17 protein-coding genes and 3 pseudogenes are annotated in these 14,741 nt (G+C 58.4%); 8 read left to right on the top strand and 12 right to left on the bottom strand.

Features of this window, described 5'->3' with window-relative positions; translation table 11 throughout:
* The 8 genes and pseudogenes from D5269_RS18655 to D5269_RS15265 all read left to right on the top strand — a co-directional run.
* Nucleotides 1–105, top strand: a pseudogene (locus tag D5269_RS18655) (IS5/IS1182 family transposase); the annotation flags it as partial.
* Nucleotides 106–216: 111 nt separating this feature from the next.
* On the top strand, nt 217–861 hold the full coding sequence (locus D5269_RS15230; protein ID WP_120486656.1) for a hypothetical protein: 645 nt from the start codon (nt 217–219) through the stop codon (nt 859–861).
* A 16-nt stretch (nt 862–877) separates the two neighbouring features.
* Entirely contained in the window at nt 878–1,081 is a 204-nt protein-coding gene (locus D5269_RS15235; RefSeq protein WP_120486657.1) for a hypothetical protein, read from the top strand.
* Nucleotides 1,068–1,409: a hypothetical protein gene (locus D5269_RS15240; RefSeq protein ID WP_120486658.1), complete on the top strand. Its 342-nt coding sequence runs from the start codon at nt 1,068–1,070 to the stop codon at nt 1,407–1,409. Before D5269_RS15235 ends, D5269_RS15240 begins: the two co-directional genes overlap by 14 nt.
* Nucleotides 1,410–1,926: pseudogene (locus tag D5269_RS15250) on the top strand (single-stranded DNA-binding protein).
* 72 nt (nt 1,927–1,998) lie between these two features.
* The gene (locus tag D5269_RS15255; protein ID WP_120486660.1) at nt 1,999–2,181 is read left to right on the top strand and encodes a hypothetical protein; all 183 of its coding nucleotides are present in this window, start codon (nt 1,999–2,001) and stop codon (nt 2,179–2,181) included.
* 57 nt (nt 2,182–2,238) lie between these two features.
* Nucleotides 2,239–3,591, top strand: a complete 1,353-nt coding sequence (locus tag D5269_RS15260; protein ID WP_147408015.1) for a VWA domain-containing protein — start codon at nt 2,239–2,241, stop codon at nt 3,589–3,591.
* A 15-nt stretch (nt 3,592–3,606) separates the two neighbouring features.
* Complete coding sequence (locus D5269_RS15265; protein ID WP_120486662.1) at nt 3,607–3,933, top strand: DUF3848 domain-containing protein; 327 nt, start codon at nt 3,607–3,609, stop codon at nt 3,931–3,933.
* Nucleotides 3,934–4,002: 69 nt separating this feature from the next.
* Here the strand turns inward: D5269_RS15265 and D5269_RS15270 are convergent, their stop codons facing one another.
* From D5269_RS15270 to D5269_RS15325, 12 genes and pseudogenes are all read right to left on the bottom strand, one after another.
* Entirely contained in the window at nt 4,003–4,335 is a 333-nt protein-coding gene (locus D5269_RS15270; protein WP_158605027.1) for a helix-turn-helix transcriptional regulator, read from the bottom strand.
* Between the two features lie 170 nt (nt 4,336–4,505).
* Nucleotides 4,506–5,717, bottom strand: a complete 1,212-nt coding sequence (dltD, locus tag D5269_RS15275; protein ID WP_120486664.1) for a D-alanyl-lipoteichoic acid biosynthesis protein DltD — start codon at nt 5,715–5,717, stop codon at nt 4,506–4,508.
* On the bottom strand, nt 5,714–5,947 hold the full coding sequence (locus D5269_RS15280; RefSeq protein ID WP_147408018.1) for an acyl carrier protein: 234 nt from the start codon (nt 5,945–5,947) through the stop codon (nt 5,714–5,716). The genes dltD and D5269_RS15280 overlap by 4 nt, the downstream gene beginning before the upstream one ends.
* 20 nt (nt 5,948–5,967) lie before the next feature.
* Complete coding sequence (dltB, locus tag D5269_RS15285; RefSeq protein ID WP_120486666.1) at nt 5,968–7,095, bottom strand: D-alanyl-lipoteichoic acid biosynthesis protein DltB; 1,128 nt, start codon at nt 7,093–7,095, stop codon at nt 5,968–5,970.
* Nucleotides 7,092–8,603 carry an amino acid adenylation domain-containing protein gene (locus D5269_RS15290; RefSeq protein ID WP_120486667.1) on the bottom strand — a complete coding sequence of 504 codons (1,512 nt, stop codon included), beginning with the start codon at nt 8,601–8,603 and terminating at the stop codon, nt 7,092–7,094. Before D5269_RS15290 ends, dltB begins: the two co-directional genes overlap by 4 nt.
* Before the next feature lie 12 nt (nt 8,604–8,615).
* Nucleotides 8,616–9,113, bottom strand: a complete 498-nt coding sequence (locus D5269_RS15295) for a hypothetical protein (RefSeq protein WP_120486668.1) — start codon at nt 9,111–9,113, stop codon at nt 8,616–8,618.
* 17 nt (nt 9,114–9,130) lie between these two features.
* Entirely contained in the window at nt 9,131–10,087 is a 957-nt protein-coding gene (locus D5269_RS15300) for a transglutaminase-like domain-containing protein (RefSeq protein WP_120486669.1), read from the bottom strand.
* Between the two features lie 16 nt (nt 10,088–10,103).
* Nucleotides 10,104–11,279: a serine hydrolase gene (locus tag D5269_RS15305; protein WP_158605029.1), complete on the bottom strand. Its 1,176-nt coding sequence runs from the start codon at nt 11,277–11,279 to the stop codon at nt 10,104–10,106.
* 4 nt (nt 11,280–11,283) lie between these two features.
* Nucleotides 11,284–13,131: a DUF362 domain-containing protein gene (locus D5269_RS15310; protein ID WP_120486671.1), complete on the bottom strand. Its 1,848-nt coding sequence runs from the start codon at nt 13,129–13,131 to the stop codon at nt 11,284–11,286.
* Entirely contained in the window at nt 13,128–13,805 is a 678-nt protein-coding gene (locus tag D5269_RS15315) for a DUF4405 domain-containing protein (protein ID WP_120486672.1), read from the bottom strand. Before D5269_RS15315 ends, D5269_RS15310 begins: the two co-directional genes overlap by 4 nt.
* Nucleotides 13,806–13,822: 17 nt before the next feature.
* Nucleotides 13,823–14,455 (bottom strand): flavodoxin family protein, encoded by a 633-nt coding sequence (locus tag D5269_RS15320; protein ID WP_120486673.1) that lies wholly within the window; start codon nt 14,453–14,455, stop codon nt 13,823–13,825.
* Nucleotides 14,456–14,472: 17 nt separating this feature from the next.
* A pseudogene (locus tag D5269_RS15325) lies at nt 14,473–14,741 on the bottom strand (hypothetical protein); the annotation flags it as partial.

Consider the following 14,741-nt stretch of genomic DNA (forward strand, 5'->3'; position numbering starts at 1 on the left):
CGCCGTATCAAGCGATTTCGTCGCATTTTTACCCGCTATGACAAACTGGATATTATCTTTTTGGCTTTTGTCTTTTTTGCTCTCATTGTCGATGTGCTTATGTGAACACTACCTAACTTCAATGACCCCGCTGAGTCCATCCTCCGGCCCCTCTACGACCGGCTGGAACTGAAACTCTATGTCAAGTACATAGATGACCGTGATATACGGCTGGCGATGCTGGCTAAGAAGCAGACCGAGGACAAGGAGGCCCCTCTCACCGGGCCCACCATCACCCTGGAAGAACTCTGTGAAATGCAGAAGGAGGTTTCTTCCGTGCGTGTCCCGGCTGCGGTGAATGAGCTGATGGACGACATCCTCATCGAGCTGCGCCGCCAGGGAGTCCATGTCTCCGACCGGAAATACTTCGGCTATTACCCCATCGTCCAGGCCCACGCCTGGCTCTGCGGCAGGGATGAGGCGCAGGGGATTGACCTCACCATCCTACGCAACTACCTATGGACCAGCCCGGACGAGCTGCCCAAGATCAGCCAGGTGCTGACCCGTCTCTGTGAAAATCCCCTGGGCGGGAAGATCTCTGAAATCCGCAAGGCGGTAGTAGATGTGATGACCCGGTTTGACCAAAACCCGGACGGGAATGTGGTGCGGGCGCTCCAGCGGTTCCGCACCGAGGCGGTGGAGCTTTACCGTAAGATCACCACTCTGCGGGCTTACGCCCAGAACGACACCGAAACCGCCCAGGTGGACGGGCTGCTGGAGGAACTGGAAAAGGCCAGCCAGAAGGCCCACGCCGCCACCAACCTCACCTACATCCCGCTGAACGAGCTGGAGGCCCTGATGGGCTCTGGCAGCCAGAATTAAGAGAAAGGACATTTCTATGAAACACAAGCTGCTTTCGGTACTCATCGGCATCACTCTGGTTATCCTGCTGCTCTGCCTGCTGCGCTCCAGGGTGGCGCAGGCCATCCTCGGCCTGTGGCTGCTGGGCGGACTGGCCGTTTTCCTTGGCAAGCTGGCGGAGAATTTCCTTGCGGGCTTCCGCAAAGGGCTGGGAAGGTGGTCTGCAAATGGGCAGAAATGATCTTCCACAGGAGCTTCGGGACAAGCTGGACTTGGACTACGCTACCTTTCGCCAGCGGCTCTCCGGGCTGACGCCACAGGCGTTTCTTGCCAGGTCAGAAGAGATCGCTGTCTGTGAGACCCTCTACCGCCGGCTTTCCGGCGTCGGGGATTGGAATGAGGAGCATCTGCTGTATCTGAACCAGTTTCCCCATCCTCTTTTGACCCTTTGCCGTTGGTTTCGGTACGAACGGCGGGATTGGGGAGAAACGCTCCAGCACATCCTTTGGAACATCTACGACAAGCAGGGCAGGGAAAATCCCGCCCTAAAAGAACAGGAGGAAACATAAATGGCAAACGCAGTCGTTATCACCGGCAGGCTCACCAAAGACCCGGAGCTGCGCCAGACCCCGGCGGGGGTATTCCATGTGGCCGTCCGCATTGCCTGTGACCGGTACGCCGGCAAAGGCAAGGAAAAAAAAGGCCGACTTCTTTAATGTGGAGGCGTGGCGCTCCACCGCGGAGTTCATCGCCAACAACTTCCGAAAGGGGAAACTCATCGAGGTCACCGGCAGCTTACAGGCCGCCCCCTGGACGGACAAAAACGGCAGCAAGCACGAGGGGGTGCGTATCTTGGCGGAACGGGTAAACTTTGCCCCCACCGAGGCGGCCCCCGCAGAAGGGGCGGCGGAAAGGCCCTCTTACCCGTCCCAGCCTCCGGCTATGGCACAGGCCCCAGCTGCGGCTCCCGCAAATACACCGGCCGCCGCCGACCTCAGCGCCGCCTTTGCGGGCTTTGACGGCCTGGTATCCAGTTTTTCCTCCACCTTCGAGGAGGTAGGAGAGACCGGAGACCTGCCATTCTGACACAATTTGATGTGGCGTTACCACGGGGAGGGCTTCGGCTCTCCCCATTTTGGACGCCGGAAAGGATAACTTATGAGAGACGCTTTTATTGATTTTGGCAGGCTGATGAAATCGGCATTCTTCCGCGACCGCCTGAAAACGGTGTTTGGGAAAGACAATCAGACCCTCTACGCCAGAAGGATCGAGGACGAAATTTACCGGGAAGTCCGAGAGGATAGGGACGACAAACTGAGCGAGTTGGAAAAGCAGGCCTAGGAGAAGCTGCCCGGCATTTCCGACCTTTCCCGCGATGTGTTCCAAAGCCTGTTCAGCATGAATGTAAAGGAAAAGCCGGAGAAACAGCTTTCCCCCATGGCAAAGAAATTCCACCGCCCTATCCTGCGGCAGTTGATGCAGTCCCCTGTCTATCCGGCTCTGCGGGCCGTCTGCGAGGGAAACGAGCTGCCCGCCTATGACGCGGCGGAGGAGTTCATGCGCCAGGTCTGCGAAAATCTGGACCGGCTGATGGATGCCGCCAATGGGCCGAAACAGAGTCTTTCGGTGCTGGAAAAAGAGACTGCCAAACAGGAGGAACGGCTGGAACAGCTGCATGAGCTTTTGAACCGCCATGACCCCTCCCAACCAGACCCCAGGCTGGAGAAGAAAATCCTCCGGCTGGCAAACCGGGCCGAAAGCAAGGTGCGGCAGCTGGACGCTCTGGAGAAGATGGTGGAGGATAACCTTCTCCATCACCAGGAGCAGGTAGAGGCTGTGCTGTCCGCCGCTGGTCAGGCGGCCATGGAGAAGGCAGACGAAACGGCCCAGATTCTTTTGTCCCGGGGGACTGACCCCGGAAATATGCGGCCGGATACCCTCAACGGGCAGCTGCTCCAAAAGGTCCGGCAGAACGAGCAGTTGGTGAAGATTTCCCAATATCTGGGCCGCCTGCGGGAGATGATGCGGGTCAAGCGCAAAAACGCCACCGTCTACGGCAGGGGCGAGAAATACGGTCTGGAGCTGGGCAACCGGCTGCGGAGCGTGCTTTCCTCCGAGTTCGGGCCGCTGGCTGCCCCGGAGACCATTCCCATCTTTCTGAGGAAATACCAGCGCGGGGCTTTGCTCCAGCATCAGAGAAGGGAAAAGGTCTGCAAGGGGCAGGGGGATAAGATCGTCTGTCTGGATGAATCTGGCTCCACCATGCAGAATGGCGGGGACAACGCCGCCTGGGGCAAGGCTGTGGCCTATGCCTTGCTGGATGTCACCGGATTCCATCGGCGGAATTTTGCCCTTATCCACTTCTCCGATGAAGATGATTTCAGGACAGATATTTTCCGCCCCGGCCAGTATGCACCGGAGGATGTGCTTTCCTCCGCCTCTACCTTCCTGAATGGCGGCACCGACTACGAGACCCCCTTGCGGGAGGCCTTCCGGCTCATGGAAACCGGGGAGTTCCGGCAGGCGGATGTGGTGTTCATCACCGATGGGGAGTGCAGGGTATCCGAGCCCTTTGTCCAGGAACTTCGGAAGAAAAAGGCGGCGATGGGTTTCACCATCACCGGCATCCTGATGGACCAGGCCACCCCTGGGATGAAGTTCACCCTGGCGCCCTTCTGCGATGAGATCTACCGGATCAGCGAGCTGGGCGGTCAGCAGGTGGCCGAACGGCTGCTTACCGGCAGGATTTAAGGGGGTATTGATGATATGACAGCAGAAGAATTGACCACGATTTTGTACCGGAAGATGAAAGCGGAGCAGGACACCTACCGGGACTGGCTTTTGGGCCTACTCCCGGAGGAAATCCTGGACCACGCCTATGAGTACAGCGTCCGGGAGGACATTCTCATGGCGCTGGAGGAACGGGATGTTACGGTGGAACAGGGCGGCGCCCTGTTGGATTCTCCCAGCCCTCTGGCGGATATTTACCGGGAGTGGCAGAAGTTGGAGACCCGCTACATGGAGGATGTGCGGGATACCATCGAGAGCCGCGCCAACCATCTTGTGTTTCAAGAGCAGGCAGGGGCAGACTAAGGAAGATTTGGCTGATAGCTAAAAGGCAGGGAAGAAGGAGCAAAACGCTCTTTCTTCCCTGCCTTTTTCTTATTCGCTCAGGCCGATGGCGATGCCGGATAGTTTAGCCTGTTTTTCTTTGGGAAGCTCCCGATACTTGAGGATCAGGTCAATTTCATCTTCTTTCAGAACATCTCCCAAAGTGATTTTGGGATTCATCTCGTCTGTCCTGCCAAGGAGGTAATCTATGGAAACCTGCAAGGCATTTGCCAAACGCACCAATGTTTGGTATTGCGGCTTGCTTTTTCCGGTTTCGTAAAAACTGATTTTCTCCTGGCCGCAGCCTGCAAGGCGGCCCAGCATGGCTTGGGAGAGTTTTCTCGTTTCGCGCACTTCTCTCAAGCGGTTTCGCAGGATCTCCATAAAATTCCTCCTTTGCAATGAAGTTTGTCTGTCTATAAAAGCCGACTCAAAACGCACTATACACAAAAGCAATCTCCCCCTCCAGAGAGAGAAGCCAGAAAAGGAGCAATCCCACCGCCGCCAGCAGATACCAGCCGTACCGGGCGGCGGCATGGGCAAATACCCACTCCTTACCCGCCGTAATAATATTCGATAAGCGCTTTATCAACCGCAAGCCACCCCTTCCATCCCAGGTGCATGGTGTCGCACATAAAATATTCCTCGTACTCGTGCCCGGTGAGATCCAATGTCTGAACACCGTATTCCGCCGCAATCCCCCGGACATTTTGGTAGTACTCCGCCCGGCGGTCCGCGCCAAAGCCGGTGTAGTCGCTCCATGGCCCGTGGAGCGGCACATGGATAAACAGCGGCTCGATTTCTTTTTCCCGGCAGACAGCGAAAAGTATCCGCAGGTCGTCGTACTCCTTGGATCGGGAATAGCTGAGGTCGGTGTCCCGGTCCCTCTGCCGCTCCAGCCGGGAGCCAATGTAGGTGGTGTAATAGTCGTCCAGCATCCAGAAGCTGTTGTTGCTACTCATAGCTTTGCCCTCGGTGATGGCGGCTTCTTCCTCGGAGGCCCAGTCGATGGCGGGCAGCTTTCCGGGGACAGAGAAATCCTCACCAGCTGCCAGAATATCCCGAACCGAAGCCTTGTCCTTTAATTCGTACAGCCAGCGTCTGGCGACATAATAGGGGGAAAGAATCGCATTTCCTATGCCGGAAAGAAGGGCCGGCTCTGCGGTATGCTCGGCCAAAGCGGCGATGGCCGGGTCCACCGGAGCGGCATCGGGCAAAGCCTTGTATTCCTCCATCAACTCTGCCACCCGCCGGGAAAGGTAGACCTTCACCTCGTCCGAGAGGGAGTCGTCTGCCAACAGCTCCAGGTACCCCTGGACAGAAAAGTTCGCCATAAACAGGTCCGGGGCGATGCCGCCCTCCACATAGGACTGGGGGGAGGTGATCAGCACCACCCTTTTCCCTCGAAGAGAATCCCCGGAGGCGGCAATTTGCAGGGCGTGGATCAGCGACTGGCAGGAGCCCCGTCCGATGAGGTCCACCTGAAAGCCTGCCCGTTTCCCGGCGAAGAAATTGGCCGGGTGGGTGGAAATTTCGGCGGTCCGCAGCTCACTGGAGCCGAAAAGGAGCAGCGTGTCCTCCTGGGCGGCGGACTGCTCCACCAGATAAGTCCCGGTGATCTTTTCAGTATGGTTCACATCTCCCACGCTGTCCCGCCAGGGGGGCATGGTGCCGGTGACAGCGGCCCCTGCCCCCAGAAAGGTCAGGGAAACCGCCAGGAGTAGCGCCAAGCTGGGAAGGAAAATCTGTTTTGCCGCCTGTCTCATGCCTGTTTCTCCCGAATCAGAGCGGCAATGGCCGCCGGGGTGGCGATGCGCTCCCGCGGGAGGGAGGCCATATCTAGGGATACCCCAAAGGCTTCTTCCAGCTCCATTACCAGCTGAATGGCGGCGAAGGAGTCCAGAAGCCCCTCCTCGAAAAGTTCCAACTCCGGTTGGATCTCCTCCGGTTCCACACCGCACAACTCCGCAAGAATTTCGGCTATCTTTTGTTCCATAAATTCATACTCCCATATCGTCAAAATAATCTTCCCGAAAAAATCAGCAGCCCGAAGGCAAACAGGTGGAAGGTCACAAGGACGCAGCACACCTGGCCGAAGCCCTTCCGCTTCCACTTTTTGAAGGGTTTCCAGTGGAGATCCAACGCTTCATTCAGACACAGAAGGGTGCTGTGGTAGGCCCCGTACAAAAGGTAATGGGGCGCAAGGCCATGCCAGACCCCCATGGTCATCATGGTGAGAAGATACCCCAGATAGGAGGCTGTCCGGGGATTTTGGAACCGCTTCCTCTTCAGTGAATCGGTTGCGAACCGGGTGTACACATAGTCCCGCAGCCAGGTGGAAAGGGAGATGTGCCACCGTGCCCAGAAGTCCTTCATATCCACGCTGAGAAAGGGCTGGCGAAAGTTTTCCGGCACCCGGATGCCTAAAAGATACCCCGTTCCCACAGCCATACTGCTGCTCCCGGCAAAATTGAAATAGAGGAAGAGAGTATAGCCGTACAGGTAGGAGAGGGTGGGCAGAAAGCCGCTGTCCGGGAGCGGGGCCAGCCAGTACTGCCAGATAAGCCCGCCCAAAACGATAGCCGAAAAGGCCCCGCCGGTGAGTTTCCAGACGCCCCGGCGCAGAAGGTCTATGTACTCCTCCGGGGTGATTTTCCGCTCCAGGTCGGAGAGGAACCGGCGGCACCGGTCGATAGGGCCGGAGGGCACCGAAGGGAAAAACAGCAGAAAGCTGCTCCACTGGAAAAAGGACAGGGTCTGAATGGTTTCATTGTGGAGGTTCAGCAGCACCTCCACCGCCCGAAAGGTCATATAGCTGATCCCCAGCAGCCTGAAGGCCGCAAAGGGCGACCATACCTCTCCCATCTTCACCAGAGCCAGAGGAAGCAGGGCCAGCGGCACCACCAGCCAAAGGGGCAGCTTCTTCTGCCAGCGGCGGTAAGCCAGAAACACCGCCCCTTCCCACAGGTAGAAGGCGATGAGGGCGGACAGCTGTCCCCCTTCCCCAAAGACAAGGGCCAGCATAAGGACGGAGAAAATCAGCCCATAGGTTTTCAGGGATTTTCCCAGCAGCCCCAGCACAACGGCAGGCAGGAGCAGCAGCGCCAGCAGGTAGAAAAACAGCAAGCCGGAATAGGGATTCATGGCGTTCCCTCCAATCGGGCGGTCAGAGCCTTTTTGTCAATCTTGCCATTGACATTGAGGGGGAAGGCGTCCACCGCAAAAAACTTCCGGGGAATCATGTAGGCGGGTAAAAACTCCGCCGCCTGCCGTTTGAGGGCAATGGAGCGCTTTAAGGGGGTGAGGCCGTCCGGTTCTTCCAGCAGCAGGAAGGCCGCCAGATATTGGGCCTTCCCCTCTCCGTCCCGGACGGGAAGCACCGCCGCTCGCCGGACGCCGGGCAGCTTTTGCAGGTTTTCCTCCACATCCTCGATTTCGATGCGGTAGCCGTTGAGTTTCAGCTGGTTATCCGCTCGGCCGCAGTAGTAATAGAGACCATCGGTCTGATAGCATAGATCGCCGGTGCGGTAGCCCTGCAGGGCGGTTTCATGGTCGGTGAAGAAGGACTTCTCGGTGAGGTCGGGCCGGCCGAAGTAACCGGGGCCCACGGTGGGACCGAGAATTTGTAGTTCTCCGGTCTCATCCTCCCCGGTGATAACCTGTCCGTCCCGTTCCAGCCGCAGCGTTACCCCGTCGATGGGCCTGCCAATGGGGATGGAGCGGCTGTCCTTTCGCATTTCCTCGGTGATCTCGGCGGCAGTCACCAAAACGGTGGCCTCGGTGGGGCCGTAGGTGTTGAGAATACGGGCCGACGGGAACCGCTGGGCCAAGGTGTCGCAGAGGGTATGGGTCAGTACCTCCCCGCAGAAAAGGAACTGCCCCAGGCAGGGCAGAAGCGCCTGGGAGAAGCGTTCCGACTGGACACACAACTCGGCAAAGGAGGGGGTGGAGACCCACAATGTCAGCCCTGACTTTTCCAGGGCGGCAAAGCATTCCTGCAAATTTGCGGCCATAGCGTGGTCTATGGTAAAAAGGGTCATCCCCCGGCTGATCCCGGCATAGACCGCACAGCCGGAAACATCGAAGGAATAGGAAACCTGGTGGAGAATAACGCCGCCCTCCTGGGGATAAAAGGGCAGCAGCCCCCGGCAGAAAGCGTCCAGATTCCCGGCGGCGACAGGCACCCCCTTGGGCCGTCCGGTGCTGCCGGAGGTGAAAAGGATATAGGCGGTGTCAGCCTCCCTGACCCAGCTTTCCGGGGAAACCGTCCCCGGCCTTTTGAGAATTTTGGAAAGGGCGGCGGGGATAAGTACCTGTGCATCGTTCCCCCAATTATTGCCGGTGAAGTCCACGATCACCTTTGGCTTTACATCCGCTATGATCTGAGCGGCCCGTTCCTCCGGTACAACGCTGTCGATGGGGACATAGGCCCGCCCGGATTTCAGCGCGCCGAAGATACAGGGGAGAAAATCTGTTTCCTTGTCTCCGCAGAGCATCACCGGGGAGCGGTCCTCCCCGAAGGTATCCAGCAGCCAGGCGGCAAAAGCGTCGGAACGGACATCCAATTCTCGGTAGGAGAGTTGTTTGTCCCGGTTGACCAGGGCCATCCGGCTGGTTCTGGCGTAGTTTTTCAGCTGTTCCAGTACGGTCATAGCTGCCCTCCTTTACACGGGGTCTACGGTGAGGAAAACGGCAGTGACCGTATCCCCCTCCAATTCAAAGCAGAGAGCGGGAGAACCGACTTCCTCCGAGGCCCGGTAGATGAGCAGGTAGTCGTCCTGCTCCATGGGGTCGCCATAGGCGGCCAACACATCGGCCTTGGAGGAACCGGCCTTGATCCCCTTGGAGGTGACGGCATCCGGGCTGGCGGAATAGATCTCCGCCAGCAGGTCCCCCGCCGCCAGAGGATTGGTGTAGAAGGTGGCGGCCTCGTAGGTATAGGTTTTGTCCAGGCCGTCGTAATCGCAGGATTTTCCCTCGGCGTACTGGTAGCCGTCCCCCAGGGCTTCGATCACCGTTTCGATGTTGTCTCTGGTGTGGTATTCCTTTCCGGCAACGGTGAGGGTCAGGTCGCTTTCGGAAAATCCGGCGGCCGGTTGGTCCCCGCAGCCTGAAAGGGCCAGCAGCACACAAATTATGGTCAAGATAAGCAGTTTTTTCATAGGTTCTCCTTTCGGGGTCAATCTGCCGGGCCGTAGCCCTCTAAACCAAAGACGGGCGGAATCACATCCAGCTCCATCTCCGGCAGAGGGCCGTTTTCCTGTTCATATGCGGCGATCTCGCCCTCTATCTGCGCCTGTAACGCGGCGGCATCCGGCGGCGGGACCTCCCGCATGGCGCGGGACTGGGGCGGGGCAGGATAGTCCTGGGGACAGGTTTTTGTAAGGTAATACTCTGCAATCTCGGCTTCCTGCGCCGGGCTCAGAAGCCGGCGGTCGATCAGCCGCTGCCCCCACACATGGGTGAGAGAGAAGGTGCTGTCGCCATGAAGGAAATACCGGTAACGCACCGTCCGTCCTCTGGAAATATAGTCCTCCAGATGGCTGTCCAGATGGTACCAGGTCCCCTCTATCCTTACCACCGTCCAGGCATGGTCGGCCAGTTCGCCCTCCACGGTGTAGAGAAGGCCGGGAACATACTCCGCCTCCAGCCCCATTTCCCGCAGAAGCAGGGTGAGGGCGGCGGCGTAATCCTCACACATACCAACGCCAAAATACAAAGGGCTTAAAGCTCTCTGCTCCAAATAGGGGATCGGTTCGGCCCTGTCCTCGTGGATACGCCACAGCTCCTGCCCGATTCCTTCCCCTCTGGTCATATGGTCAAGCACATAATCAAAAGCGGCTTTGGTCCGGTCGTATTCGCTCATGTCCGGCGCCGATATTTCCAACGCGATCTCCTGCAGCCGCGTTTTGATAAAGGGGTGTATCCCTTCTGAAACCGAAGGCGTCTCCGGCAGTTCTTCTTTTTGAGGCGGGGAGAGCGATTTGCTGCTGAAAAACGCGGAGGTCTGCGGGATAAAATGGCCGTCATAGGCAGAGGCGCCTTCAGGCGCGGGAGAATGCTCCTCCTCCCTCTTGGTGTTGGCAGAGCAGCCTGAAAGCAGTAAAAAAGAAAGCAGAAAGAAAAAGAATTTCATTGTCGGTCACATCCTGTTATCCATGGCAGGCGGGTAAAATATAGCTGATAAAATAGTTGCGGGAGGCATAGCTGTTTTGTGGGCCGGGGCTGGCGATCACGGTGACAAGTTCCAGCTCCGGGACAACGAAAATATATTGTCCCCACGCGCCAAAGGCGTAGAATGTATCGCAGCCGTCAAAGGAGCGTATCCACCATTGGTAGCCATATGCGCCGGTGCTGTCCCCCGCGCCGTTGTTTTTTGCGGCGGTGGATTCGGATACCCAGTCTGCCGGAACCAGCTGCTGCCCGTTCCAGACGCCGCCCTCTAAAAAGAGCTGGCCGAATTTTGCCGCGTCTCTGGCGGACATGACCACCCCGTTTCCGCCGTCGGCGATCCCCTGGAGATCGGTCCCCCAAATCACGCTGTCCATCCCCATAGGGACAAACAGCTTCTCTTTGGCGTAATCAAACAGGTTTTTGCCGGTCGCCTGTTCTAAAGCGGCAGCCAGCAGATGGGTGTTGCCGGTACTGTAGTTAAAAGCACTTCCGGGCTCGGAAACCAGGCTGCGGCCCAGGATGTAGTCCACCCAGTTTTCTGCCGAACGAAATTCCCCCCAGTTGCTGTAACTGCCGCCCCATTCATACCATTCCAGGCCGGAGGTCTGGGTCAAAAGATGGCGCAGGGTCAGAGCGTGCTTTCCGGCATCTTCCTGTTCCAGTACCTGGGGGAGATAATCGGAGAGCAGGTCATCCACGCTGCCGATGGCCCCCTCATCCAAAGCGATGCCAAACAATGCGCTGGTGACAGACTTTGAGGCGGAATGGAAGGGAAAAACACTGGTTTCATCCTGCCCTTCCTGGTAGTATTCGTCTACGATCACGCCATCTTTTACCGTCAATACCGCATAGACCGGCGCATCCTTCAAGGCGGTGCGCATCTGCTCCAGCAAAACAGGATCCATGCCGTGGTTTTCCGGGAGATCCTGCTCCCAATCGTTTACCGGTTCGGGTTCGGGCTCCGGGCTTGGTTCCGGCGTTGCCTCTGGGGGCGGCTCCGGTTCGCTGGACGCCGCACTGCTTGGAAGGGGATGTGAAGAGACACCGTCTGCCGAACGCACAGAGGAATTTTCCTCCGCCGGAGCACAGGCGGCCAGCAGGCAGGTGAGCGCCAGAAGTAGAGCAAAAATCCTTTTCATTTCCACATGATCCATTCCTTTATCCTTCATCTGCCGGGCCATAGCCTTCCAGGCCAAAGACCGGCGGAACAGTATTCAAATTCATTTCCGGCAAGGGGCCGTTTTCGGCCTCCCAGGCGGCAATTTCCGCCTCCGCCTCTTTTTGCAGGGCCTCCAGATCCGGCGCGGGCGTTTCCTCTATACTCAGCCGCTCCGGCGTGGGATAGTCCCCCGGCGCGGCGGGGAAAAGGAAATTTCCCTCAATCTCCCGGTTTTGCTCTTCGGTCAACAGACGGGAATCTATGAGGTTCTGCCCCCACCGGTGGGAACCGGCAAGGGTGGCGTCCCCCCGAAGGAAGTATTTGTACCGCACCGACCCGCGGCGGGAGATGTTGTCCTCCAGCTGGCTGTCCAGGTGGTACCATACCCCATCGATGCGTACCATCGTCCAGGCGTGGTCCACCAAATGCCCTTCCGCCGAATAGGTGAGGCCGGGAACATACCTGGCTTCCAGTCCCATCTCCCGGAGCAGCAGGGTGAGGGCGGCGGCGTAATCCTCGCACATCCCCACCCCGAAGCGCAGGGGGCTAAGGGCCCGCTGCTCCACAAAGGAGACAGGGGTATCCCCGCCGCCGTGGACCCGCCACAGCTCCGAGCCGATGGGCTCCCCCATGGACACATGGGTGATCATGTAGTCGAAGGCGGCTTTGGTCCTTTCGTATTCGCTCATCTGCGAGGAAGCCAGCTCCCCGGCGATGGAAGCGGCCAGCTGGCGCAGGTAGGGATGCAGCTGGTTTTCGCTGGTGCTTTCTTCATCCAATGAGATCAGCCGGTAGCTGCGGCTCCCCAGGCCGATTGCCTCCCCGTACTCCAGGGAGTGCAGCCCGCCGCCGCTTTCGATCCGGCTGCCAAGGGTCCCACCGTCCGGGGCCGCAAGGACCAGGTCCACGCTGGCCTGCTCCAGGGCTACCGGGTTGGTGGAGGCCAGAATACCGATGTCGTGCATATCCGGCTGGGCCGGGTTGCTGCGGCAGTCGCAGTCCACCGAGAGATGGTTCAGCACATGGATGTAGACAATGTTCTCCCCGTTTCCAAAGTAGTCCGAGACGGACTTGGCGGCTTCGACGGTGGATTCCAGAAAGGCTGTTGTGTCCCCGCCCCGCCAGGTGGTGTCATCCGCCCCCGCCGTATGGATGCGGCACTTGCCGGGGACGGAGGCAAGGCCAATGGAGGCGTTGCGGATCACGCCGCTGAACCCGCCGGTGGACTGGCCCTTGAAGTGGGAAAGCACCACGCAGAAATCGTAGTCTGCCAGCCCCGCCCCCACCAGGTTTTCGGTAAGGTGTTTTCCGCCCTCCACCGGCAGCGCCATCGCCCCGCCGGCGTCTAATATCTCCACCGGGGCGATGTCCGCAAAGCCGTGGTCTGCCGCGATCTGCAAATGCAGGGCGGTGTTGGCGCGGGGAGAGCCGCCGCTGACAGTGTTGGTTTCCACCAGCGTCCCACCCAGCGACTGCACCAGGCCGCCGATGAGCTGCGGGTCCAGGTAGAAGTTTCCTCCCGGTTCTCCAAAATGGACCTTGACCGCCACTTTACCGGAAGGGACACGCCCCAGGGCTTGGAACGCCTTTTCCAGCCCTTGGGGTGTGATCTCGGTGGTCATGTAAACGACGTGGTCGTCAGGCCCCTCTGATTCTTCCGGCGCATCGCTACCAGCATCGGGAGGCGCGCTTTCGCTTTCCGGCAAAGCGGAAGAGACCGTTTGTGAGGAAGGAGGCTCCGATGGTTCGGAGGAAACAGGAGATGCTTTGCCGTTGTCACAGGCGGCAAAGGAAAGCAGTATCACGACTGCTGCCAGAGCGGCAAGAAGCCGTTTCACCGGCGTCATTTTTGTCCTCCCTTCCGAGGCTGGGAAAGTTTCCGAAGCAGCAGTCCCAAATAATGCCCCGTCCAAATGAACAGGCCCATAATAGCCAAATAATCCAGGAAGAAAAGGACCAGCGGTTCTTCAAAGTCGAAGAAGGCAAACTGGATCTGCCCCAGAAGGTAGGCCCCCACCTCCCGGCGGAGGAAGGCGGTAACGCCAAAGAGCACCACCACGGCTCCCGCCACCGGGAGAAGGACAGCTTTTCCCTGGAAAGCCTTTCCCAGCAGGGCCAGCGCCATCGACCAGTGGAACCCCAGATGCAGGCTCATCAGAACAAGGTTCCAATAAGCCCCCAGCATATGGAGGCTGCGGGCCCAGTAGGCCCCTCCCTGGATGGGCAGGAAGGTGAACAGATGCCGGGAAAGCATTACGCCGCTTACTCCCTGGACCACCATCAAAAGGAAGATAGCCGCTGCCAACGCCGTCTGGAACACGCGGTAGGGGCTGTACCGCCCCCGGAACAGATTTTTATGCCAGCTCCGGTTCAGAAGATGGTGGGCCACAAACAGCAGCAGCATCGCAGTACCGGTAATCTCATGGGTGGTCTGGCCGATCAGCTCATAGGCCATAAGCATCAGAAGGGCCAGGGTCATCAGGGCGTCTACCGTTATTTTCAGGGTTTGTTTCCTGCTCATCGGGAGCCTCCTTTCCCTTATCGGATAAAGTTGGTAAAGGTGATCTGCTCCTGCCGGGGAAGGGGGACGCCGGCCTTCTCCCCGGCCTCCTTGCACCGGAGGAACCAGGCCATGTTCCGGGCCAAAAAGCGCATACACTGCATCCCCTCCAGGTCCTCCTTTACCTGGTCGGGGGCGGCACCGTGGACCATGTTCCAGTACCGGGAGGTGACGATGGGCATCTGCATGAGGCCGAAGTATTTGTTCATCTGGTCCCAGGTGGCGGTGGTCCCGGCCCGGCGGGCGGACATAATGGCCGCCGCAGGCTTCAGGTAAAAATTACTGCGTCCGCTGCAAAAATCGGCATAAAACACCCGGTCCAAAAAGGAGGTGATGGCCCCGGTGGCCCCCGCCCAGTGGACCGGGGTACCGAAGACAAAGCCGTCGTAATCCGCCGCCAGGTCTAAAAACTCGTTGACCTTGTCGTCGATGACACAGGCCTTTCGGGTGGCGCAAACCTTGCAGCCCAGACAGCCGGAGATGGGCTTATTGCCGATCCAAAAGATGTCGCTTTCGACTCCTTCTTCCTGAAGGGTCTCGGCGATCTGGGTAAGGGCGGTAAAGGTGCAGCCGCTTTTGTGGGGGCTTCCGTTGACCAGTAATACTTTCATTTTGGACACACTCCTTTTTATTCTGTAGGCAGCTCTGCGTATTCCTCGTCAGAGATGCGGTCGAACCATTCCAATCCGGTTTTTTCCGGATTGGTGTTGATGGCGATGTGGGCGAAGGTGGTCCCTGCGCTGCCGCCGTGCCAGTGCTTCACGCCAGGAGGACAGAGGGCCACATCTCCCGGATGAAGCACCTCCACCGGCTGTCCCTCGATCTGTGTCAACGCCAATTTGAAATTGTAAGAAAACGCCGAAGAAATTTTGTAGTTTTTCGGCGGGGGGTAACAAA

The sequence above is a fragment of the Anaerotruncus sp. 1XD42-93 genome, assembly GCF_009917605.1.
Taxonomy (GTDB): Bacteria; Bacillota; Clostridia; order Oscillospirales; family Ruminococcaceae; genus Anaerotruncus.

What these genes read in the sequence shown, in the direction of transcription:
- D5269_RS15315 (WP_120486672.1), bottom strand. Translation starts at nt 13,805, where the DNA reads ATGAGCAGGAAACAAACCCTGAAAATAACGGTAGACGCCCTGATGACC.
- D5269_RS15240 (WP_120486658.1), top strand. Translation starts at nt 1,068, where the DNA reads ATGGGCAGAAATGATCTTCCACAGGAGCTTCGGGACAAGCTGGACTTG.
- D5269_RS15235 (WP_120486657.1), top strand. Translation starts at nt 878, where the DNA reads ATGAAACACAAGCTGCTTTCGGTACTCATCGGCATCACTCTGGTTATC.
- D5269_RS15280 (WP_147408018.1), bottom strand. Translation starts at nt 5,947, where the DNA reads ATGGAACAAAAGATAGCCGAAATTCTTGCGGAGTTGTGCGGTGTGGAA.
- D5269_RS15255 (WP_120486660.1), top strand. Translation starts at nt 1,999, where the DNA reads ATGAGAGACGCTTTTATTGATTTTGGCAGGCTGATGAAATCGGCATTC.
- D5269_RS15230 (WP_120486656.1), top strand. Translation starts at nt 217, where the DNA reads ATGCTGGCTAAGAAGCAGACCGAGGACAAGGAGGCCCCTCTCACCGGG.
- D5269_RS15300 (WP_120486669.1), bottom strand. Translation starts at nt 10,087, where the DNA reads ATGAAATTCTTTTTCTTTCTGCTTTCTTTTTTACTGCTTTCAGGCTGC.
- dltB (WP_120486666.1), bottom strand. Translation starts at nt 7,095, where the DNA reads ATGAATCCCTATTCCGGCTTGCTGTTTTTCTACCTGCTGGCGCTGCTG.
- D5269_RS15305 (WP_158605029.1), bottom strand. Translation starts at nt 11,279, where the DNA reads ATGGATCATGTGGAAATGAAAAGGATTTTTGCTCTACTTCTGGCGCTC.
- D5269_RS15265 (WP_120486662.1), top strand. Translation starts at nt 3,607, where the DNA reads ATGACAGCAGAAGAATTGACCACGATTTTGTACCGGAAGATGAAAGCG.
- D5269_RS15260 (WP_147408015.1), top strand. Translation starts at nt 2,239, where the DNA reads ATGAATGTAAAGGAAAAGCCGGAGAAACAGCTTTCCCCCATGGCAAAG.
- D5269_RS15290 (WP_120486667.1), bottom strand. Translation starts at nt 8,603, where the DNA reads ATGACCGTACTGGAACAGCTGAAAAACTACGCCAGAACCAGCCGGATG.
- D5269_RS15270 (WP_158605027.1), bottom strand. Translation starts at nt 4,335, where the DNA reads ATGGAGATCCTGCGAAACCGCTTGAGAGAAGTGCGCGAAACGAGAAAA.
- dltD (WP_120486664.1), bottom strand. Translation starts at nt 5,717, where the DNA reads ATGAGACAGGCGGCAAAACAGATTTTCCTTCCCAGCTTGGCGCTACTC.
- D5269_RS15310 (WP_120486671.1), bottom strand. Translation starts at nt 13,131, where the DNA reads ATGACGCCGGTGAAACGGCTTCTTGCCGCTCTGGCAGCAGTCGTGATA.
- D5269_RS15320 (WP_120486673.1), bottom strand. Translation starts at nt 14,455, where the DNA reads ATGAAAGTATTACTGGTCAACGGAAGCCCCCACAAAAGCGGCTGCACC.
- D5269_RS15295 (WP_120486668.1), bottom strand. Translation starts at nt 9,113, where the DNA reads ATGAAAAAACTGCTTATCTTGACCATAATTTGTGTGCTGCTGGCCCTT.